Source organism: Paucibacter aquatile (assembly GCF_002885975.1).
GTDB classification, from domain to species: domain Bacteria; phylum Pseudomonadota; class Gammaproteobacteria; order Burkholderiales; family Burkholderiaceae_C; genus Paucibacter_A; species Paucibacter_A aquatilis.
On sequence record NZ_POSP01000003.1, the window covers coordinates 619,977 to 641,571 of the forward strand.

15 protein-coding genes and 2 tRNA genes are annotated in these 21,595 nt (G+C 67.1%); 6 read left to right on the forward strand and 11 right to left on the reverse strand.

All coding sequences use genetic code 11. From position 1 onward, the window contains the following. Position 1 precedes the first annotated feature (1 nt). From C1O66_RS06005 to C1O66_RS06020, 4 genes are read right to left on the reverse strand one after another with little or no spacing between them, the layout of a single operon-like run. Complete coding sequence (locus C1O66_RS06005) at positions 2-982, reverse strand: ABC transporter permease (protein WP_102767054.1); 981 nt, start codon at positions 980-982, stop codon at positions 2-4. Continuing rightward, positions 975-2,123, reverse strand: coding sequence for an ABC transporter permease (locus C1O66_RS06010; protein ID WP_102767055.1), 1,149 nt, complete (start codon positions 2,121-2,123; stop codon positions 975-977). The genes C1O66_RS06005 and C1O66_RS06010 overlap by 8 nt, the downstream gene beginning before the upstream one ends. Continuing rightward, on the reverse strand, positions 2,120-3,733 hold the full coding sequence (locus tag C1O66_RS06015) for an ABC transporter ATP-binding protein (protein WP_102767056.1): 1,614 nt from the start codon (positions 3,731-3,733) through the stop codon (positions 2,120-2,122). The genes C1O66_RS06010 and C1O66_RS06015 overlap by 4 nt, the downstream gene beginning before the upstream one ends. Before the next feature lie 56 nt (positions 3,734-3,789). Beyond that, positions 3,790-4,782 carry a BMP family lipoprotein gene (locus C1O66_RS06020; RefSeq protein ID WP_102769490.1) on the reverse strand — a complete coding sequence of 331 codons (993 nt, stop codon included), beginning with the start codon at positions 4,780-4,782 and terminating at the stop codon, positions 3,790-3,792. Positions 4,783-5,374: 592 nt separating this feature from the next. Here C1O66_RS06020 and C1O66_RS06025 point away from each other — a divergent pair. The 6 genes from C1O66_RS06025 (at position 5,375) to C1O66_RS06050 (ending at position 15,148) form a co-directional block, all read left to right on the forward strand. Then, complete coding sequence (locus C1O66_RS06025) at positions 5,375-5,737, forward strand: FeoA family protein (protein ID WP_102767057.1); 363 nt, start codon at positions 5,375-5,377, stop codon at positions 5,735-5,737. Continuing rightward, entirely contained in the window at positions 5,730-7,610 is a 1,881-nt protein-coding gene (gene feoB, locus C1O66_RS06030) for a ferrous iron transporter B (protein ID WP_102767058.1), read from the forward strand. The genes C1O66_RS06025 and feoB overlap by 8 nt, the downstream gene beginning before the upstream one ends. Before the next feature lie 160 nt (positions 7,611-7,770). Beyond that, the gene (locus C1O66_RS23610; RefSeq protein ID WP_133155114.1) at positions 7,771-8,196 is read left to right on the forward strand and encodes a hypothetical protein; all 426 of its coding nucleotides are present in this window, start codon (positions 7,771-7,773) and stop codon (positions 8,194-8,196) included. A gap of 132 nt (positions 8,197-8,328) precedes the next feature. Continuing rightward, positions 8,329-10,242, forward strand: coding sequence for a patatin-like phospholipase family protein (locus tag C1O66_RS23615; RefSeq protein WP_133155115.1), 1,914 nt, complete (start codon positions 8,329-8,331; stop codon positions 10,240-10,242). After that, positions 10,200-14,405: a non-ribosomal peptide synthetase gene (locus C1O66_RS06045; protein ID WP_102767059.1), complete on the forward strand. Its 4,206-nt coding sequence runs from the start codon at positions 10,200-10,202 to the stop codon at positions 14,403-14,405. The genes C1O66_RS23615 and C1O66_RS06045 overlap by 43 nt, the downstream gene beginning before the upstream one ends. Further along, positions 14,402-15,148, forward strand: coding sequence for a TVP38/TMEM64 family protein (locus C1O66_RS06050; protein ID WP_102767060.1), 747 nt, complete (start codon positions 14,402-14,404; stop codon positions 15,146-15,148). Before C1O66_RS06045 ends, C1O66_RS06050 begins: the two co-directional genes overlap by 4 nt. Before the next feature lie 117 nt (positions 15,149-15,265). Here the strand turns inward: C1O66_RS06050 and C1O66_RS06055 are convergent. The 7 genes from C1O66_RS06055 to uvrC form a co-directional block, all read right to left on the reverse strand. Further along, positions 15,266-15,341, reverse strand: a tRNA-His gene (locus C1O66_RS06055). 186 nt (positions 15,342-15,527) lie between these two features. After that, positions 15,528-17,441 carry a peptidylprolyl isomerase gene (locus C1O66_RS06060; protein WP_102767061.1) on the reverse strand — a complete coding sequence of 638 codons (1,914 nt, stop codon included), beginning with the start codon at positions 17,439-17,441 and terminating at the stop codon, positions 15,528-15,530. Between the two features lie 114 nt (positions 17,442-17,555). Further along, positions 17,556-17,631: transfer RNA gene (locus tag C1O66_RS06065), tRNA-Val, on the reverse strand. 65 nt (positions 17,632-17,696) lie between these two features. Beyond that, positions 17,697-17,969 carry an HU family DNA-binding protein gene (locus C1O66_RS06070; protein ID WP_102767062.1) on the reverse strand — a complete coding sequence of 91 codons (273 nt, stop codon included), beginning with the start codon at positions 17,967-17,969 and terminating at the stop codon, positions 17,697-17,699. Between the two features lie 254 nt (positions 17,970-18,223). After that, positions 18,224-18,790 (reverse strand): CDP-diacylglycerol--glycerol-3-phosphate 3-phosphatidyltransferase, encoded by a 567-nt coding sequence (gene pgsA, locus C1O66_RS06075; protein ID WP_102767063.1) that lies wholly within the window; start codon positions 18,788-18,790, stop codon positions 18,224-18,226. Positions 18,791-18,946: 156 nt separating this feature from the next. Further along, positions 18,947-19,537 carry a hypothetical protein gene (locus C1O66_RS06080; RefSeq protein WP_243392719.1) on the reverse strand — a complete coding sequence of 197 codons (591 nt, stop codon included), beginning with the start codon at positions 19,535-19,537 and terminating at the stop codon, positions 18,947-18,949. Then, positions 19,524-21,584, reverse strand: a complete 2,061-nt coding sequence (gene uvrC, locus C1O66_RS06085) for an excinuclease ABC subunit UvrC (RefSeq protein ID WP_102769493.1) — start codon at positions 21,582-21,584, stop codon at positions 19,524-19,526. The genes C1O66_RS06080 and uvrC overlap by 14 nt, the downstream gene beginning before the upstream one ends. Positions 21,585-21,595 lie beyond the last annotated feature (11 nt).

Sequence of the window (21,595 nt, forward strand, 5' to 3'; positions counted from 1 at the left end):
CTCAGCGTTCTTTGAGGTAGGGCCGGCCCAGCGCCTTGGGCGCCAGGGCCTGGCCGATGAAGCCGGCCAGCAGGATCACGGTCAGCAAATAAGGCAAGGCCTGGATCAGCTGCACCGGCACTTCGCCGACACCGGGGATCACCGCGCCCTGCATGCGGATGGCCAGGGCGTCGAGGAAGCCGAACAGCAGGCAGGCGGCCAGCGTGGGCAGGGGCTTCCACTTGCCGAAGATCATGGCGGCCAAGGCGATGTAGCCGCGGCCGGCCGTCATGTTCGGCGAGAAGGAGGCGTTCTGCGCCAGGGTCAGGTAGGCGCCGGCCAAACCGCAGAGCAGGCCGTTGAGCATCAACGCGGCATAACGCAGCCGCGGCACGGACACACCGGCCGCGTCCACCATGGCCGGGTTCTCGCCAACCGCGCGCAGGCGCAGGCCCGGCTTGGTGCGCTCGAGGAAGAACCAGACCCCGGCCACCAGGAAGAAAGCAAGGTAGACCAGCAGGTTGTGGCTGAGCAGGCCGTGGCCGACGATGGCGCCCAGCCAGGGGCCTAGGGCCGCCACGGCCGCCTCGGGCTCGCTCCAGCCGGGGATCAGGCCGGTCAGGCGCACATCGGCCGTGATCGGCGGGGTCTGGCCACCCTGGGCGAACCAGGCGATGCCCAGCACCACGGTCAGGCCCGCCGCCACCATATTGAGCGCCACACCCGACACCACCTGATCACCGCGGTGGGTGACGCAGGCAAAGCCGTGGATCAGCGACATGGCGCAGGCCACGGCGATGGCCGCCGCCAGGCCCATGCCGGTGGAATGGCTGGCACTGGCGGCCGCCGCAGCAGCAAAGGCCGCGAACAACATCTTGCCTTCCAGGCCGATGTCGATCACGCCCGAGCGCTCGCTGATCAAGCCCGCCAGGGCGCAGAGCAGCAGCGGCGTGGTGACCCGCAGGGTCGAGGCCAGCATCGAGCCGATCAGGATCTCATCCATGAGCCAGCTCCTTCGCAACGCCCTTGTTTTTTCCAGACAGCCAGCCGTGCAGCTTGACGAACAGCGGCAGGCTCACGGTCGCCATGGCGCCAGCGAACAGCACGATCAGGCCCTGGGCCGTGACCACCATCTCGCGGCTGAAGCCCGGCAGCTCGAAAGACACTTCCACGCCGCCCTGATACAGCACGCCGAACAGCAGCGAAGCCAGGACGATGCCGACCGGATGGTTGCGGCCCATCAGTGACACGGCGATGCCGGTGAAGCCGGCACCGGCGACGAAGTCCAGGGTCAGCTTGCCCTGCACGCCGGAAATCTCATTGACCGCCACCAGACCGGCCAGCGCGCCGGCCAGGCCCATGGCCACCAGCACCTGGTACTTGGGGCGGATGCCGGCGTAATGCGCGGCGCGCGGCGCGCTGCCGACGGCGCGCAAGGCATAGCCGGCCGCGCTCTTCCACAAAAACCACCAGACGAAGACGCAAGCCAGCAAGGCCAGCAGCAGGCTCAGGTTCAGCGGCGAGGATGGCATCTCGACACCGAACAGCGCCGCCAGCTGATGCAGGGCCGGCATGCGTGCCGACTCGGCAAAGTCCGCACTCTCCACCGCCATGCTGCCGGCCGGACGCAGCCAGTTGACCAGCAGATACACGTTCAGGCTGGCGGCCAGGAAGTTGAACATGATGGTGGTGATGACGATGTGGCTGCCGCGCCAGGCCTGCAGCCAGCCGGGGATCAAGGCCCAGACCATGCCGAACACCGCCGCGGCGATCACCAGCAGCGGCAGCAGCACCGCGGCCGGCAGATGCGCGCCCAGGGCCAGGGCCAGCAGGCCCACGCCCAGGCCGCCAAACGTGGCCTGCCCTTCCCCGCCGATATTGAACAAGCCGCCGTGGATGGCCACGGCCACGGCCAGGCCGGTGAAGATGAAGGTGGTCGTGTAGTACAGGGTGTAGCCCAGGCCGCGCAGGCTGCCGAGCGAGCCCTGCAGCAGCACGCTCAGCGCATGCATGGGGCTCTGGCCAATCGCCAGCACCACCAGGCCGGCCACGCCCAGGGCCACGGCCAGGTTCCACAAGGGCAAGAGGCCCAAGTCGATCCAGCGCGGCAAGGCGCTGCTCGATGAAGATGAAGATGCACTCATGCTTGTTGCAACGCCGCAGCGTTCGTTTCTTCTTTCGCGGTGGCTGCCATCAGCAGGCCCAGGCGGGTTTCGGTGCACTCGGCGATGTCCAGCTCACCGGTGATGCGGCCGCCGTTCATGACGATGACACGGTCGGACAGGGCCAGGATCTCGTCCAGCTCGCTGCTGACGACCAGCACCGCACAGCCGGCATCGCGCAAGGCGCGCAGCTGCTGGTGGATGAACTCGATGGCGCCGATGTCGACGCCGCGCGTCGGCTGGCCGACCAGCAGCACCGTGGGCGCCTGGCCGATTTCGCGCGCCAGCACCAGCTTTTGCTGGTTGCCGCCCGAGAACTTGCTGGAGCCGATGTTCATGTCGCGCGGGCGCACATCAAAGCGCTCGGCCATGGCCGCGGCCTCGGACTTCATGCGCTCGTGGTTCATGGCCGCACCCAGCGGGCCGCTGCGGTACAGAGGCAGGTCTTGATAGCCCAGCACCGCGGTTTCCCAGGCCGGGAAGCTCATCACCATGCCGCAGGCATGGCGGTCTTCCGGCACATGGGCCAGGCGGCACTCGCGCGCGCTGCGCGGCTCCAGCCACGGGCCCGACGCAGCGTCGAAGCGGCGCCCACCGAGTTCCAGCTGGCCAGCCTCCGGCGCACGCATGCCGCTGAGCACTTCCAGCAACTCGGTCTGGCCATTGCCCGACACGCCGGCCACGCCGACGATCTCGCCAGCGCGCAGCTGCAGGCCGATGTCTTGCAGCAAGGGCACGGCCTGGCCGGCAGTCAGGCTCAGGCCCTGCACCCGCAGGCGCAGCGGTGCCGCGGCGTCGTGGGCGGCGGCCTGCTCGGGCCGGCCCAGATGAACCTTGCGGCCCACCATGGCCTGGGCCAGGTCTTCGGGGCTGGTTTCTGTGATCGACTTGGTCTGCACGACCTGACCCGCACGCATCACGGTGACGGCATCGCACAGCGCCATCACTTCCTTGAGCTTGTGGGTGATCAGGAGGATGGTGGTGCCGCGCTCGCGCAGGCGGCGCAGGGTCTCGAAGAGCTGCAGGGTTTCCTGCGGGGTCAGCACCGCGGTGGGCTCATCCAGGATCAGGATCTTGGCGCCGCGGTACAGGGCCTTGAGGATCTCCAGGCGCTGCAGCTCGCCCACCGGCAGCTCGCCGACCAGAGCGTCCAGATGCACATGCAGGCCTGTTTCGGCCATCAAGGCCTGCAACTGGCTGCGGACCTTGCGCTTGGCGGCATTGAGGAAGAAGGCCGGCTCGGCGCCCAGCATCACGTTGTCGAGGCAGCTCAGGGTGTCGACCAGCATGAAGTGCTGGTGGACCATGCCGATGCCCAGCTCAATCGCCTGCTGCGAGTCCTTGATCTGCACCGGGCGGCCGGCGATGGCGATGCTGCCGCTGTCGGCCTGGTAGTAGCCGTAGAGGATGGCCATCAGCGTGCTCTTGCCGGCGCCGTTCTCGCCGACCAGGCCGTGCACGGTGCCGGCGCGCACGCTCAGGCTGACCTCACGGTTGGCCTGCACGGCGCCGAAGCGCTTGGAGATGTCTCGCAACTCGACGGCCGGCGGGGCACCGTCCGCGGGCACGGTGCCCTTGCTCTGGGTCGTCATGGATGGATGTCGCGGAGTGGCGCTGAATATCGCTGGGAATGGCGCAGCTCGGGCGCTCAGTACTTGCAGGCGTTGTCGGCCATGTAATCGGCCACCTTGATCTTGCCGGCCACGATGTCGGCCTTGATGGCTTCCACCTTGGTCTTGAGCGCGGGGCTGATCAGCTTGCTGTTGTGTTGATCCAGTGCGTACTCGACGCCGCCTTCCTTCAGGCCCAGCACCGAGACGCCGGCCTTCCAGCCCTTGAGCACGTTGTACACGGCCACGTCCACGTTCTTGACCATGGAGGTCAGCATGGTGCCGGGCTGCAGATGGTTCTGGTTGCTGTCCACACCGATGGCCAGCTTGCCGGCGTCCTTGGCCGCCTGGTAGACGCCCGAGCCGGTACCGCCTGCCGCAGCGAAGACGATGTCCGAGCCCTTGGCAAATTGCGACTTGGCCAGCTCACCGCCGCGCGTCGGGTCGTTCCAGGCGCTGGAGGTGGTGCCGGTCATATTGGAGAAGACCTCGGCCTTGGGGTTGGTCGCTTTCACGCCTTGCTCGAAGCCGCACTGGAACTTGCGGATCAGGGGGATGTCCATGCCGCCGACAAAGCTGACCTTGCCGGTCTTGCTGGTCAGCGCGGCCATGGCGCCGACCAGGTAGCTGCCCTCGTGTTCCTTGAACACCACCGACTGCACATTGGGCGCGTTGACCACCGAGTCGATGATGGCGAACTGAGTCTTGGGGAAGTCCTTGGCCACCTGCTGCAGGGCCGATGCCTGGGCAAAGCCGATGCTGATGATGGGGCTGGCGCCACGCTCGGCCATGCGGCGGATGGCCTGCACGCGCTGGGTGTCGTTGCTGATCTCGAACTCGAGATAAGGCTTGCCGGTTTCCTTCTTCCAGCGCTCGACACCGCGGTAGGCCGATTCATTGAAGCTCTTGTCGAACTTGCCACCCATGTCAAAGATGACGGCGGGTTGCCCGGCCTGGGCCAGCGCCGGCAGGGACAGGGCAGACAGCGCAAGAGTCACGGCGGCACGAACAAACGAAGGTGTTGCGATCATGGCAGCAGGAATGGGCAGGCACATCGGTGAAAGAACGCCGCCGGGGCCATCTGGGGCGGCCGGCAGCGCGGGGTGGGGCTTCGGGCAGTTTGCCCCCGTCTATTTACGAACGCCAGACGGTAGTCGACATCGGGCGCTGATTGTAAGAAAACTCAGTGTATCGGCTGATAAAGGAAAACGCTAAACGTTTGCGCGCCCCATTTTATGCATTTGCGCAACTGCAGCGCTAGGCAGGGACACCCACTCGGGTGGGCGCTTTTTCAGCACGGAAATGGCTGCAGGCTCGCTGGCACCTCGCGCGCCCGTGCACAAGTCCGCGGCACCGCACGGCCCACGGCGCGCTCGGGCCTCGATGCACCCCGCGATCCACTCTGCCGGCTCCGGCTCTGGCTCTGGCTGCAACCCCAATTCACCCCAGACTGAGGCAGCGCAAACCCACGCGGCATCTGAGCTGTCCATCGAAGCCTACAATGAGAATAATTCTCGATTGCACTCGACAGCATGATCTGAAGGGCACAAAAGCCCGCCAGAACAGCAACAGGCGAAGCAGCGAGGCTTCTCCACCCTTGACCGACAACGCAACACGCCTCGCATGACCGATCTCAGTGCCTCCAGCGCCCTGCCCGCCGTGGCGAGTGCGCCCGTGACTCACAACACCGCTATCGACGACGCCAAGCCCAGGGCCGGCAACACAGCCACCTTGGCGCAGCTCGACCTGGGTCAGGCGATGCAGGTGCTCGCCGTGCGAGCGCCTGCCCACGCGCCGGAATGGGCCGACTGGTTGGCCGAAATCGGTTTCCTGCCCGGCGAGGCGGTCAAGATCCTCAGCCGCGGCCTGCCCGGCGGCGACCCGCTGGTGGTGCGCATCGGCCAGTCCACCTTTGCCCTGCGCCGTGCCGAGGCGGCCTGCATCCAGGTGCAAGCCCCTCAAGGACGGGAGGCGGCGCATGACTGAGGCCGTCATCCATGTGCACCGGGGCGGGCCCCTGCTGGCCCTGGTGGGCAACCCGAACTGCGGCAAGACCGCCCTTTTCAACCGACTGACCGGCAGCCAGCAAAAAGTGGCCAACTACGCCGGCGTCACCGTCGAGCGCAAAGAGGGCCGCCTGCTCAGCGCCGCCGGCCGCGCCCTGCGCCTGCTCGACCTGCCCGGCACCTACAGCCTGAACCCGCGCTCGCCCGATGAGCGCGTCACCTGCGATGTGCTGGCCGGCCGTGCGCGCGGCGAGAAGCGCCCCGATCTGGTGGTCTGTGTGCTCGACGCCACCAATCTGCGCCGCACCCTGCGCCTGGTGCTGGGGGTACAGCGTCTGGGCCTTCCCTGCGTGGTGCTGCTCAATATGGCCGATCTGGCCGCCAAGCGCGGCCTGGCCATCGACACGGAAGCGCTGTCGCGCGAGCTGGGCGTGCCCGTGTTGCGCACCGTGGCCACGGCAGGCGAAGGCGTGGCCGAGCTGAAAGCCCTGCTGGACGACAAAGCGGGCTGGGTGCCAACTGCCCTGCCCGACAGCGCGGCGGACGGCGCAGCAGACGGCGACCACGAACGCATCAAACAGATCCTGCAGCGACTGCAACTGGATCAAGAGCTGCCCGAGCTGCCCAGCGACCGCCTCGACCGCGTGTTGCTGCATCCGGTGGCCGGCCCGCTGATCCTGGCGGTCGTGCTCTTCCTGCTCTTCCAGGCCGTGTTTGCCTGGGCCACCGGGCCCATGGATCTGATCAAGGACGGCATGGCCGCATTGGGCGAGTGGGTCGGCGGCGCCCTGCCCGAAGGCTGGCTGCGCAGCCTGCTGGTGGACGGGCTGATCGCCGGTGTCGGCGGCGTGCTGGTCTTTCTGCCGCAGATCCTGATCCTGTTCTTCTTCATCCTGATCCTGGAAGAAAGCGGCTACCTGCCGCGCGCGGCGTTTTTGCTGGACCGTTTGATGGGCAGCGTCGGCCTCTCGGGCCGCAGCTTCATCCCCTTGCTGTCCAGCTTTGCCTGCGCCATCCCCGGCATCATGGCCACGCGCAGCATCGCCAACCCGCGCGACCGCTGGGTCACCATCCTGATCGCGCCGCTGATGACCTGCTCGGCCCGGCTGCCGGTCTACGCCCTCTTGATCGGCGCCTTCATCCCGGCGCGGCAGTTGGCCTGGGGTTTGCAGCTGCAGGGCCTGGTGCTGTTCGGGCTCTACCTGGCCGGCATCCTCGGCGCCCTGTGCGTGGCCTGGCTGCTCAAGCGTTTCACCCAAAGCGGCGGGCAGGTGCGACCGCTGATGATGGAGCTGCCGGCTTACCACTGGCCGCATCCGCGCAATATCGCCCTGGGTCTGTGGCAGCGTGCGGTGATCTTTGTGCGCCGGGTCGGCGGCATCATCATGGTGCTGACGCTGCTGCTCTGGCTGCTGGCCAGCTTTCCTGACGCGCCCGAAGGCGCCAGCGAGCCGGCCATCGTCTACAGCCTGGCCGGCATGCTGGGCCGCGGCCTCGCGCCGCTGTTCGAGCCTCTGGGCTTCAACTGGCAGATCTGCCTGGCCCTGGTGCCGGGCATGGCCGCGCGCGAGGTGGTGATCAGCGCCCTGGGCACGGTCTACGCCCTGTCCAGCGGCGGCGCCGATGCAGCCGAGGCCTTGAGTCCGCTGATCGCACAGAGCTGGAGCCTGCCCACGGCGCTGGCCCTGCTGGCCTGGTTTGTCTTTGCGCCGCAGTGCATCGCCACCCTGGCCGCCGCCCGGCGTGAGACCGGTGGCTACAAGACACCTGCGCTGATGCTGGCCTACCTCTTCGGCCTGGCTTACCTGGCGGCCTGGCTGACCTTCAAGATCAGCAGCGCCTTGCTTGCCTGAGGCCGAAGGCGCCGTTCACGAATCTCTGGCCATGATCCCGTGTAAACCCTGAGGCTCAAAGCCCAATGCAGCCCCCACACTGCCGGGCCTGCGCACGCATGGCGTGAGGTCGCCACTGCGCGCTGCCAAAGCAACAACAAGCATGTCTCGAAGGAAACCCATGAAACTGAACCAGCTGATCGCCGCCCTGATCCTGCCTTGCGCCGCTGCCGCCGCATTTGCCGCCCCGGCCAAGTACGTGATCGACGACCAATCGACCGCCAATCTGATGGATCAAGCCTCGGCCGAAGCCATCTGGTTGAAGAGCATCACCCCGGCCACGGTCAAGCTGTTCCCGGCCAAGGCCTGGGGCTTCCTGAGCCAGGTGGAGGGCGGCATCGATATGGCGCAAAAAACCTGCGTGATCACCGCCCGTGCCGTCGTCGTGCCGCGCAAGGGCAAGGAGTTGCTGTTCAAGCCGGCCAAGAGCGCCACCACCTTCGGCGCCGCTCCCAATGCCACACCTGAACAGTGCAAGGCCCTGGGCAAGGCCAAGCTGGAAGAGGCTGTGCAAGCCCTGGCCGGCGCCATGGGCACCAGCAACTGATCCTTCCCCGGACACTCCCCGGCGCAGCGCCTTGAACGCTGCCAAACTCAGCCCGCGCGTCTCCCGACGCGCGGGCTTTTTCTTTGGCTTTTCTACCCACACGGTCGGCGGGTCGGCCGCTAGACTGGGCCGATGGAGTTCCTGCCCGAACACATCCACAGCGAGGCCAGCCTGGCCAAGGTGGTGGCCATGTTGCGGGCCAGCCCAGTGTTCGGCGCGCTCAGCCCCGCCATCATCGACGAGCTGGCCGAGGCCATGCAGGAATGCCTGGTGCGCGGCGGCGAGACCCTGCTGCGCGAAGGCGAGGACTCCGACTCCATCATCTTCGTCATCAGCGGCGGCCTGCGCGTGACCCGGCGCGGCCCGAACGGGCAGCTGCTGCTCTACAACCAGATCCAGCCTGGCCAGAGCATTGGCGAGTTGGGCCTGATCCTGCAGCAGCCGCGCGCCCAGGACGTGACCGCCGTGCGCGACTCGCGCCTGGCCGTGCTCAGCCGCAGCGCCTACGAGGCTTTGTTGCTGCGCCACCCCGGCGAGCTGTGTCAGGTCTTTGTGCAGGCCGTCTACGAACGCCTGCGCCCGCAGCATGACGCCCCCAGCCACCAGCGCATGGCCCAGACCTTTGCCCTGCTGCCCCTGCAGCCGGCGCTGGAATCGGACGGCTGCGCCACCGCCCTGGCCGAAGACCTGTGCCGCTGCCTGAGCCTGCAAGGCCGCGCCGCCCATGTGCGCCAGCAGGCGGCACACCCCGGCGAGCCCGCCCAGCTGCTGCTCAACGGCCAGCCGATGGCGCGCGAAGCCCTCGCGCATCTCGAAGACGAGCACGACTTCATCGTCTACCAGGCGGCCTGCATCCCGGGCAACCTCACACAGGATGCCGGCGCGGCCAGCGCCCTTCCCTGGACCCGCTTTGCCCTGCGCCAGGCCGATCAGCTGATCCTGCTCAGCGGCGCCCATGCCCCAGCCACGCCCAGCGTTGCCGAGCGACAGTTGCTGGCCGAGGACGGCAGCGCCGCCTTGAAACGGCAGCATCTCGTGCTGCTGCACGACGCCCACGAGGCCCAGCCCGTGCTGCCCACACCCTGGCTGCAAGGCCGCGAGCTGGAGCGCATCTATCCCCTGCGCCGCGCCCGACTGGGCGATACCCAGCGCCTGGCCCGCTTTCTCACCGGCAGTGCCCTGGGCCTGGTGCTGGGCGGCGGCGGCGCGCGCGGCTTTGCCCATCTGGGTGTGCTGCGCGCCCTGCATGAGCATGCGCTGCCGGTGGACCTGATCGCCGGCAACAGCATGGGCGCCCTGATCGCCGCGCAGTACGCTTGCGGTCACAGCCTGGACCAGATCCTGGCGCAGACGCGGCGCTTCGCCGCCGGCGGTGAGCGCCTGACCCTGCCCCTGGTGTCCCTGGTGGCTGGCCGACGGGTCGAGCGCGACCTGCGCCGCCTGTTCGGCGAGCGCCTGATCGAACAGCTCTGGCTGCCCTTCTTCGCTGCCGCCTGCAACCTCAGCGAGGGCAACACCAGCACCCTGGACCAAGGCCCGATCTGGCGCGCCGTGCTGGCCAGCAATTCGCCGGCCGGCCTGTTCCCACCGGTGCTGCAGGGCGGCGCCCTGCTGGTGGACGGCGCCATCCTCGACAACGTGCCGGTGCAGGCCATGCGCATGCGCCTGGGCACGCCGCTCGAGCGGCGCCGCGGCAACGGCAGCATCATTGCCGTCGATGTCGATGTGCGCGAGAACCTGCGTGCCGACCAGGGCCTGCAGCGGCTGAACAACTGGCAGGTGCTGAAGCGCTGGCTGCGCCCCGGGGCTCCAGCCGCCCCCGGAATTGCCGACATCCTCTACAGCGCCGGCCACATCGGCAGCCTGGGCCAGCGTCAGCGCGCCCGGGCCCAGGCCGACCATTACCTCGAGCCACCGGTGGCGAAGTACCCGCTCATGGCCTACAGCCAGGGCTCCGAGATCGCCGAGCTGGGCTACCGCCACGCGATGGAACACATCGAACAATGGGATCGCACACAGCTGCTCAATTTGAAGCCCAGGGACTGAGCGCCGGCGACCTGGCCCTCCCTGCGGCGCCCGATGCGGCACCGCGCGCCAGCGGCCGCCTGCCGCCCCCCGCAGACCTGAGCCAATCACCGCGCCTGAGCCGCCTGCTGCCACTCTCGCTGAGCCAGCGCGAAGTCTGGCTCGATCAGCGGGCCTGGCCGGGCAGCAGCCATCTCAATATCGGCGGCGGCGCCGTGCTGCGCGGCCCTCTGAACATCGCCCGCCTGCAGGCCTCGCTGCAGCTGCTGGTGGACCGGCACGAAGCCTTGCGCCTGGTGCCTCGCAGCGACGGCCAACAGCTGCTGCTGGCCACGCACCCGGCCCGGCTGGAGGTGATCGAGCTCCAGGAATCCAGTGACGCCGAAGCCGAAGCCGAAGCCGCCATGGCCCGGCACTGGAATGCCCGCATGGCCGAGCCGTTTGAGCTCGGTGAACAGCCGCCCTGGCGCTTCATCCTGCTGCGCGCCCATGCCACCCTGCACGGCCTGAGCATCCAATTCCACCACCTGGTGATGGATGGCTGGGGCACCACCCAGCTCATGCTGGCCTGGAGCACGATCTACCAAGACCTGGGCTCGAGGGATGACGAGAGCACCGCCTGCACGGGCAGCAATGACGATTGCAGCGTCGGCGCCAGCTACATCGCCTTCATCGAGGACTCGCAGCGCTATCGGCAATCGGCCTTGTTCGAGCGCGATGCTGGCTATTGGCAACGCGAACTGGCACCGCTGGCTGCGCCCGGCCGCAAGCCCCTGGTAGAACGACGGCGCATCGCTCACGCGCCACCAGGACCCGCCCAGTTGCCGGCTGCTCATCTGATCCAGCTGAGCCTGGAGCAGGCGCCCTATGCCGCGCTGGAGCAGCGCGCTCGCGCCGAGGGCTTGAGCAGCTTCAATGTCTTGCTGGCGGCCCTGGCGCTGTACTTCGGCCGGCTCAGCGGCCAAAGCCAGGTGCTGGTCGGTGTACCCAGCTTGAACCGCAGCGGCCAGCGCTTCCGCCACACGCCCGGCATGTTCACCGGCCTGCAATGCCTGCGCCTGGACCTCGAACGCGCCGGCACTGCCGGCGGCCTGATGCAGCAAGCGAGCGCCCAGATGCAAGCCGCATTGCGCCATGCGCGCTACCCGCTGAGCGAACTCGCCCATGCCTTGCCAGGATTGCACCTGCCGGGCCAGGGCGAGATGCTGGAGTTGCTGCTGTCTTTCGAACGTCAAGACTACCGACTGCCCTTTGGCGAAGCGCGGCTGGAGGACTCCCGCCAACTCTTCAGTGGCCGCGCGCGCTTCCCCCTCGCGCTGACCCTGTGCGAGTTCGATGGAGGCGCCGCACCCGCCCTGGTGTTGGAGGCCAGCGGCGACTGCTTCGAGGCTGCAGAGGCCGCTCTGATGGCGCGCCGAATCTGGCATGTGGCGCGGCACCTGAGCGAATATCCCGAGTGCCCGCTGGACGCTGTGAGCCTGCTGCCCGAAGAAGAGCACTGGGCCCTGATTCACGGCCTGCACAAAGACCTGGCGTCACAGGAGGCCCCGCAGCCCTGGCTGCACCAGTTCTGCCATCAGGCCGGCTTGCAGCCCCAGGCCTGCGCCTTGGTCTGGGATGGCGCGGCTGGCACGGAGACCATGAGTTATGGCGAGCTGCTGCTACGCGGCGAAGCGCTGGCGCGACAGCTCCGCGCCCTGGGCGTCGCGCGTGAGCAGGTGGTGGCATTGGCCATGGAGCGTTCACCCGAGCTGGTGGTGGCATTGCTGGGCATCGGCCTGGCAGGCGCCGCCTTTCTACCCCTGGACCCGCAAGCCCCGGTCGCCCGCCTGAGCGGCGTGCTGATGGACAGCGGCGCACAGGCCCTGCTGCTGGACGCCGTCAGCCCATCAGGCGTCGAAGCCCTGGCCGAACTGCCGGGGCTGGGCTCGCGCTGCCTTCGTCTGCCCCTGCCTTTGCCCGAGGCGAGGGACAACGAAGCCGACGAGCTCGCTGGCGACGCCCCGAGCCACGATGTGGCCCGCCCCGAGGACCTGGCCTATGTGCTCTTCACCTCGGGCTCCACCGGGCGGCCCAAGGGCGTGATGGTTGAACACGCGGCCTTGAGCCGGCGCCTGGCCTGGCTGGCTCGTCGCTGGCAGATCACGCCGCAGGATCGTTCGATCCAGGGCACGCACCACGGCTTTGACCCGGCCCTGATCGAGCTGCTGCTGCCGCTGAGCCTGGGGGCCAGCATCGCCCTCCCCCCACCTGGGCGTTTGCATCCACGCCGACTGGCCGAGCAAATGGCCCGACATGGCGCCACCTTCGGCGCTTTTGTGCCCAGCACGCTCGCGGGCCTGGTCGAGGCCTGGGCACAGGCCCAGCGTCAAGGCCTGCCCGCACCCAGACTGCGTGTGGCCTGCTGCGGCGGTGAGTTGCTTTCCCCCGAATTGCTGCGGCGATTCCAGTCGCTCTGCAGTGCCCAGCTCTACAACCTCTACGGCCCCACCGAGGCCTGCATCTTCAGCACTGCCTGGCCCTGCGAACCCTCGGCCCAGCCGCCCGATGGGGATGAAGCATCCTCAGGTATTCAAGCGACTGACGTGCCCCTGGGTCGCCCAGTCGATGACACGCGCATCCATGTGCTGGACACCCTACTCCAGCCCATGCCCTTCGGCGTCAGCGGTGAAATCTACATCGGCGGGTCCGCGCTGGCTCGCGGTTATCTGGGGCGCCCCGAGCTGGACGCCCAACACTTCGTGCCCGACCCCTTCCTACCCGAACAGACCGGCGCCCGCCTGTATCGAAGCGGCGACCGAGGCTGGCTCGACCCCCAGGGTCTGCTCCACTTTGGCGGCCGACTGGACCGCCAGGTCAAGCTGCGCGGGCAGCGCATCGAGCTCGGAGACGTGGAAGCCGCCTGCCTGCACTTGCCCCTGGTACAGCAAGCCGTGGTGCAACTGCTGCAAGAGCCCGGCCCTGCCCATCTGCACGCCTGGCTGGCCGGGCCCGAGCTCCGAGATGATCACCTGCCCGCACTGTGGGCCGGCCTGCGCCTGAGGCTGCCCGAGGCCATGCGGCCCAGTGGCATCACGCTGCTGCCGGAATTGCCGGTCAATGCCCAGGGCAAGTTGCTCACCAGCGCCTTGCCTCAGCCGCAGGCCAGTGATCGAAGCCCCGCATGCCCAAGCACGGGCCAACTCCGGCCGCCGCAACCCGGCATGGAGCAGCGTCTGCTGAGCCTCTGGAGCGAAGCCCTGCCGGCCGCCGCCCAGGCAGCTGCCGCCCTAGGCCAGCATCTCGATCTGGACGCGGACTTCTTCGCGCTGGGTGGGGACTCACTGGCCGCACTCGGCATTCTGGCCAGCCTGGAGGACGAGCTGGGCCGCCGCCTGCCGCTGCAGCTGATGCAGGAGCATCCCAGCATTGCCAGCTTGGCCCGCGCCCTTCGCCGACCGCCGCGCCAACCAGGCTTGCTGCGTGCGCTGCCGGCCCGCGGACCGGGCCACTCGGCGAGCGAACCGGTGCGGGCCCAGCTCTTTGTGGCCGCATCCGGCCACGGCGATGTGCTGCGCCTGCAGCAGCTGGCCGATGCGCTGCCAGTCGGGCTGCAACTCTTCATGCTGCAACCGCCCCTGGACCACCGCAAGCGCAGCCTCGAAGAACTGGCCCAGCTCTATGCCGAAGCGATGGCAGCAGTGCGTGAGACGCCCCTGCCTTGCTGGCTGGCTGGCTTTTCCGTGGGCGGCGTCACGGCCCTGGCCACGGCCGCGCTGCTTCAGAAGCAAGAGCTGCCGCCGGACGGACTGATCCTGCTGGACAGCATCCACCCCGAGGCCGTGCTGGGCGGCACCGCCTCCTGGCGCACCCTGGGCTGGCTGGTGCGCAAGCTGCACGTGCAAGACCTCAGCCTCAACGGCCGGCGCCTGGGCGCGATGTTCAGCGACCCCGGTCTGGTCAGCCAGGTACAGGCGCTGCGTGGCCATCGCTGTCAGGCGTTCGACGGGCCCGTGCTGCTGCTGCAGTCAGCCGGATTGGCGCGCTGGCAGCGCATGCTGTTCCAGGGCTGGCAGCGGCTGATGCCGCATCAGCTGCAACGCCGCCAGATCGCAGGCACCCACGGCTCGATCTTCGAGCCCGCCCATGTCGATGATCTGGCCCGCGCCTTGTCACAGTTCATGGGGCACACTGAGGACGCATGACGCCTCATTCCCCTGCACCGCCGGGCCACGACACGACGCCGGGTGGTTCCAACCACCGCACGGACCGATCTCGCCTGCGCCGGCGCCTGCGCATGCTCTGGCTCCTGCTGGCGCTGTTGCTCAGCCTGAGCCTGATCTGGGCCCATGGCGATGGGCGAGAAGCCTTGCAAGCGCAAACCCTGCTGCCGCGCCTGCAAGCCCTGGGCCAGGCCCTGGGGCCGTTGGGGGTGATCGGCGTGATGACAATGGCTCTGGTGTTGGCCGTGCCCCTGATGCTGATGACCGTGCTGGCACTGGCGGCCCTGGGCCCGGCCCTGGGCATGACCTGTACCTTGACAGCGGGCGTGCTGGCGTCGGGGCTGAGCCACAGCATCGGCCATGGCCTGGGGCACGCCGCCTTGCGAGAACTGGCCGGCCCGCGGCTGCAGGCGATCAGCCAGGCACTGGCCGCGCGCGGCCTGATGGCCGTGATCCTGATTCGGTGGCTGCCGATTGCCCCTTTCGCCTTGGTCAATATGGTGGCCGGAGCCAGCCACATCCGACTTCGCGACATGCTGCTCGGCACCCTGCTCGGCATGCTGCCGGCCACGCTGGTCCTGGCCTTTTTCATGGATGCACTGATTCAAGCCTGGCACGAGGCCAATGCCGCCGACGGGGCACGGCTGCTGGGCGCCTTGCTACTGCTCGCCGTGGCTGCGGGCCTGCTCAGACGCTGGATGCGCCGGCGCAGACCTGAACGCTGAAACGGCCGCGCATGCTCGGGTTGAGGCCCCGGGTTGAGGCAAGAGATGGATCAACCCGTGTCGGCAAGCCCAGAAACGAAAAAACCCTCAAGCTTTCGCCTGAGGGTTTTCATGTTTTGGGGTGGCTGATGGGACTCGAACCCACGACAACAGGAATCACAATCCTGGACTCTACCAACTGAGCTACAACCACCGTCGAGACAAAGATTATAGACCGGATTTTGTGATCAGCGCAAGTCTTGATGAAAAATCTGCTGAGCCACGAAAGAACCCGGTGTCCATATCAACCTGAAGCGCTGCGAGGGCAAGCGTCTCATTGAAACGGGTGTCCAATCCAGCCGCCCGCGATCGTGGGGTGGGAGGACTGGATCGGATTGCCTTACTGGGCTGCCGAGGCCGCGGCTGCAGGGGCCTTGACCACGGCTTTGTAGCGGGTCTTCAGTGCATTGGAATAGGCTTGCGCTTCCACAGCCGACCAGGCTTGGGCGTACTGCGTGGCGGCGCGCTTGACATCCACCACAGCCGGATCGCGGGCCACCACCTTGTTGATGCGGGCCAGCACATAGCTGCCATCACCGCCGTCGATGCCAACCACGGCGGGCAACTTGCTGGCATCGGCCGACAGAATCCCTTCCAGCACCTTGCGCGGCAGATCACGCGGCAGCGCACGCGACACCAGCACCGGCGCCTCCAGCCCGGCAGCATCCGCGGCACCGGCCTTTTGCAGCTCGGCGACGCGGGCCGTGCCCGCCTTGACGGCTTGTGCCGTGGCCAGCTGGCGAATCAGTTGGGTCTTGACCGTGTCCTTCACCTGCGCCAGCGGCAGCAGGTGCGCCGGGTTGTGCTGCACCACGCGGGCAGCAACCAACTGATTCGGGGCGGCCTCAACAGCTTCGGTGTTGCGCTTGTTGCGCAGCGAGTCGTCGCTGAACACGGCTTCCAGCAACTTCACCGAAGCCAAAGGCCCGGTCGCGCCAGGCGCGGGCTTGCGCTGCACGGTGGCGTTCAGCACATTGAGCTTGAGCTTGTCGGCCACGGGCTGCAGGCTGTCGGCCTGCTCGTAGACGCTGTTGCTGAACTGCTCAGCCACTTCAGTGAAGCGCTTTTGCGCCAGCTGCTTGCGTACCTCGGCCTCGATCTCTGCGCGCAGCGACTCGAAGCTCTTCTTTTCACCGCCTCGCACGCCGGTCAGCTGAATGATGTGGTAGCCAAACTCGGACTCGACCAGAGGGCTGATCTCTCCCTGCTTGAGTGCGTATGCGGCGTCTTCGAACGGCTTGACCATGGCGCCGCGGCCGAAGAAATCGAGATCGCCGCCATTGGCAGCCGAGCCCTCGTCCTGCGAATTCTTGCGCGCCAGATCGGCGAACTGAGCCGGGTTCTTGCGCGCTTGCGCCAGCAGGTCTTCCGCCTTGGCCTTGGCCTTCGCGCGCTCGTCCGGCTTGCCGTCCTTGTCGGTCTTGATCAGGATGTGGCTGGCGCGACGTTCCTCGGCCACGGTGTAACGCGAGGCGTTCTCGCTGTAGTACTTGCGCAGGTCTTCTTCAGTGAAGCTGACATCGGACTTGAGTGCCTCCAGATCCAGCACCAGGTACTGGATCTGAGCGTTCTCCGCCACCTGGAACTGCTGGGCGTTCTTCGGATCCTTGTAGAAGGCCTCCAACTCGGCGTCGCTGGGCGAGATGGCCGCAGCGTAGTCCTGGGCCTTGAATCGCTGCAACTGCACTTCACGCTGCTGCAGCAAGGCATCAAATGCCACGCCCGCATTGGCGCTGCTGGCCAGGCTCGAGTTGGCCAGGCCTGCAGACACCTGGCGGAGGGTCAGGTCTTGACGCAGACGTTCGACGAACATCTGCGAGCTCATGCCCTGGGCAGCCAGCAGCGACTTGTTGAGGCTGCCGTCCGGGTTGCGCAGGAAAGCGAACTGAGGATCGTTCATGAACATGGCCTGCAGGCGCTCGTCACTGACGAAGAGATGCTGGTCCTTGGCAGCCGCTTGCAGCACACGCTCGCGCACCAGGCCATCCAGGGCCTCGCGGCGGGCTTCCGGTGAGTCCAGCAGCTTGGGGTCCAGATTGGGCATCTGGCGGCGCAGGCGATCGGCTTGCTCGCGCTGGGCGGCATCCCATTCGGCCTGGGTGATCTTTTGACCGGCGACTGTGGCCACGCTCTTGTTGGCACCATCCATGAAGCTGGTATAGCCCTCAATCCCGACCAGGGCGAATGACGGGAGGATGAGGATCAGCAGGAGCAGCTGAAACAGGCGGTTGTGCTTACGGACGAAATCAAACATCGAAACCTCAGACATGCAGACACGACAAAGGCGAACCGGAGTTCGCCTTTGCGTGGGATGGCCTTCTTCTAGCCAAGGCCCACGTCCAGACAGAGTGTCGGACTGGGGCAATACTGGTGGGTGCTGACGGGCTCGAACCGCCGACCTGCGCCGTGTAAAGGCGACGCTCTACCAACTGAGCTAAGCACCCGGGAAACCGGATCAACCAACAACTACAACTTACTCAAAACTTCCAAACGGGGCTGACGCCGAACTTCAGTTGACCGCGTCTTTGAGCGCCTTGCCGGGCCGGAACTTCGGCACTTTGGCAGACTTGATCTTGATCGCATCGCCGGTGCGGGGGTTGCGCCCTGCACGCGCAGCGCGCTTGGTCACGCTGAAGGTGCCGAAGCCTACCAGAGAAACGGAACCGTTCTTCTTCAGCGTCGCCTTGACACCACCGATGACCGCTTCCAGCGCACGGCCGGCAGCAGCTTTGGAGATGTCGGCCTGCACGGCGATGTGCTCGATCAGATCAGACTTGTTCAATTGGATCCCCTCAAAAGGAAATGCGTCCGCACAGCGAATCTGGCCCTGGCTTCTGGCGCCTCAGGCCGGCGTTCTGACCGGACCCAAGGGACGCTAAAACTCGCGGGGAAGCGGATTCTAAGCGCATTCAGCGAGCCCGCCCGACCGGGAAAAGCCCCGATACAACTGCATCAGTTGCTGACAGCCTGGGCACCTGGCGTGCACTGCGGCGCGCACCCCAGCGCACAAGACGGGCGCTGGCACTTCCGCCGAATTCAGCGCGCCTTGGCGCGAATCTCGGGCAAGGCTTTTTGCAGGTAGTACACCATCGACCAGATGGTCAGCACCACGGCAGCCAGCAGCAGCCAGGTGCCCCAGGGACGGGTCGGCAGCACGCCGAACAGCACACCATCAAAAAGCAGAAAGGGAATCGCAATCATCTGCGCCATGGTCTTGAGCTTGCCGACCATGTGCACGGCCACGCTGCCGGAGGCGCCGATCTGCGCCATCCATTCGCGCAGGGCGGAGATGGCGATCTCGCGGCCGATGATGACCAGGGCCACCAGGGCGTTGACACGACCGAGTTCCAGCAGGATCAGCAGCGCCGCACAGACCAGCATCTTGTCCGCCACCGGGTCGAGAAAGGCGCCGAAAGCCGAGGTCTGGTTGAGCTTGCGGGCCAGGTAGCCATCCAGCCAGTCGGTCAAGGCCACCAGGATGAACAAGGCGGTTGCGAAGAAATTTTGACTGTCTTTGCTCAGGTCCAGATAGAAAACACCGACCACCAGCGGAATGGCGACGATGCGGGCCCAAGTGAACAGCGTTGGCAGGGTGAAGAACATGCCGGCATTGTGCCCAAACAAAGGCCAAGGCCGCCGCGCAATTCAGGGCTTTTGCACCAAGAGCGGGCAAAGCAGCCTACATCGGGCTCAGATGGCCGCTCGGCGCCCGCCGACTGTGGCTTTATTGCCTCGGCGGACTGGGCTCAAGCGGGGCCTTCAGTCCAAGGTGCGGGGCTTGAAATGGCGGTCGTCGTTGAACAGAAAGGTCTCGCTGAACTTCCAGGGTTCGGGCATGCGCGAGACATTGCCAAAGGGTGCCGCGCGGTGCACTGCATCGATGGCCAATTGCACCGTATCAAGCGCCTGACCTGGGCGGCGCAGCACATTGATGCGCTTGATGTGACCGTCATGCTTGAGCTCGACCTCCAGCACGGGGATGGCCAACAGCACCGCTGGCACCTGACCCATATAGGTCATGTGCGGATTGGCGGCCACCAGGCGCTGCGCGGCCTGTTTGCGCAGCTCGTCGTGGCTGCGCACCGGTGCGGGCGGTGGCAGGCCGTGCTTGGCGCTCTCGGTCGGCTTGGCGGGCTCAGCGGGCTTGCTCGGCGAGGCCGGCTGAGCCGGCGTTGCCGCGGAGGTGCTGGGCTGGCTGCTGGAAGGCGCCGGCGCACGCGGGCCACTGCTGCAGCCCGCCATCAGGCCTGCCAGCACGGCGATCGCACCCAGGCCGCTGCGGCCGGTCCAGACGCTGGCGGCCGGCGGCAACGACGGCGCGGCGCCTCGGTTCTGTTCAATGCAAGACACGATAAATCTCCTCTGCCAGTTCCTTGGAAATGCCTTTGACGCTGGCAATCTCATCCACACTCGCCGCCGCCACGCCGCGCACGCCACCGAAGCGTTGCAGCAGCTGGGCGCGCTTTTTCGGGCCGATGCCGGCCACATCTTCCAATTTGGAGCCGCCCGTGCGCACCGCCGCGCGCTTGGCGCGCATGCCGGTGATGGCAAAGCGGTGGGCCTCGTCGCGGATCTGCGCCACCAGCATCAGGGCGGCCGAATCTCGGCCCAGGTAGACCTTGGGGCGGCCATCGGCAAACACCAGTTCTTCCAGGCCGACCTTGCGGCCCTCGCCCTTTTCAACGCCGACGATCAGGCTCAGATCCAGGCCCAGCTCTTCAAACACCTCGCGCGCCATGGACACCTGGCCGCGGCCACCGTCCACCAGCACCAGGTCCGGCAGGCGGCCGGTGCCCAGCTGCGCCGCCTCGGCCAGCTTGCTGTAGCGCCGCGTCAGCACCTGGCGCATGGCGGCGTAATCGTCGCCGCCGGTGATGCCCTCGATGTTGTAGCGGCGGTACTGGCTGCTCTGCATCTGATGCGCATCGAAGACCACGCAGGAGGCCATGGTCGCCTCGCCCGCCGTGTGGCTGATGTCGAAACACTCGATGCGGAAGCTGTCCAGCTCCTGCACCTGCAGATCCAGCGCCTCGACCAGGGCGCGGGTGCGCGCCTGCTGCGAGCCCTCTTCGGCCAGCAAGCGCGCCAGCGCCAGCTCAGCGCCCTTGACGCACATCTCCTGCCAGATGCGGCGCTGACCGCGCGGCTGGGCCTGGGTCGTGACCTTGTAACCAGCCTGCTCGCTCAAGGCCTCGGACAAGGACTCGTCCACCGCCTCGCTGAGTACGATCAACGAGGGCACATGGGCATCGAGGTAATGCTGGGCCATGAAGGCCTCCAGCACCTGGCGCTCGGGCGAGTAGGCGCTGAGCTGCTCGTCGTCGCCGAGCGACACGGCGGTGGCCTCCTCGACATGGCGCGGGAAGAAAGCGCGGTCCCCCAGATGCCGGCCACCGCGCACCATGGCCAGGTTGACGCAGGCGCGGCCGCCTTGCACCTTGGCCGCCAGGATGTCGACATCGCGGTCGCGCCCGGTGGCGCTGTTCTCGTCCACCGACTGCTGCTGCAGCACGCGCGCCAGGGCCTGGATCTGGTTGCGCACTTCGGCCGCCAACTCGAACTGCAAGGCATCCGAGTGGGCCATCATCTGCGCCTGCAGGCCGTCCATCACCTCCTGCGTCTCGCCCAGCAGAAAGCGCTCGGCATGGCTGACATTGCGGGCGTAATCGGCGCCCTGCCCTTCGGGCACACAGGGGCCGGAACAGCGGCGGATCTGGTACAGCAGGCACGGCCGCGAGCGGTTGTTGAAGACCGTGTCCTCACAGGTGCGCAGCTTGAAGACCTTCTGGATCAGCTGGATCGATTCCTTGACCGCCCAGCCGCTCGGGAAGGGCCCGAAGTAGCGGTGGCGCCGGTCCACCGCGCCGCGGTAGTAGCTGATGCGAGGGAATTGATGGCCGCTGAGCTTGAGGTAGGGGTAGCTCTTGTCGTCGCGGAACAGGATGTTGAACTTGGGGTTCAAGGCCTTGATCAGATTGTTTTCCAGCAGCAGCGCCTCGGACTCGGTGCGCACCACCGTGGTCTCCAGCCGCGCGATGCGCGCCACCATCAGGCCGATGCGGGTGCCGCCATGGTCCTTCTGGAAATAGCTGGAGACGCGCTTCTTGATGTGCTTGGCCTTGCCGACGTAGAGCACCTGGTCCTGAGCGTCGAAGTAACGGTAGACCCCGGGCAGGCCGGGCAAAGCCGCCACCTCCTGCAGGATGCGCTCGCGCTGCTCGCGCGCGGCCTGCTCGACCTGATGCACCCGCAAGGCCTCGGCCTCCTCGACGATGCGGCGCTCGCTCGCCCACTGAGCCTGGGCTTGTTCGCCGAGGGCGCGCGCCTCTTCCGCGGAAGCAGGGACGGCGGAGTCGACGGGGGTTTCAGCGGGTTTTTGAGCATCGGGCGTTGGCATGGGCAGCATTG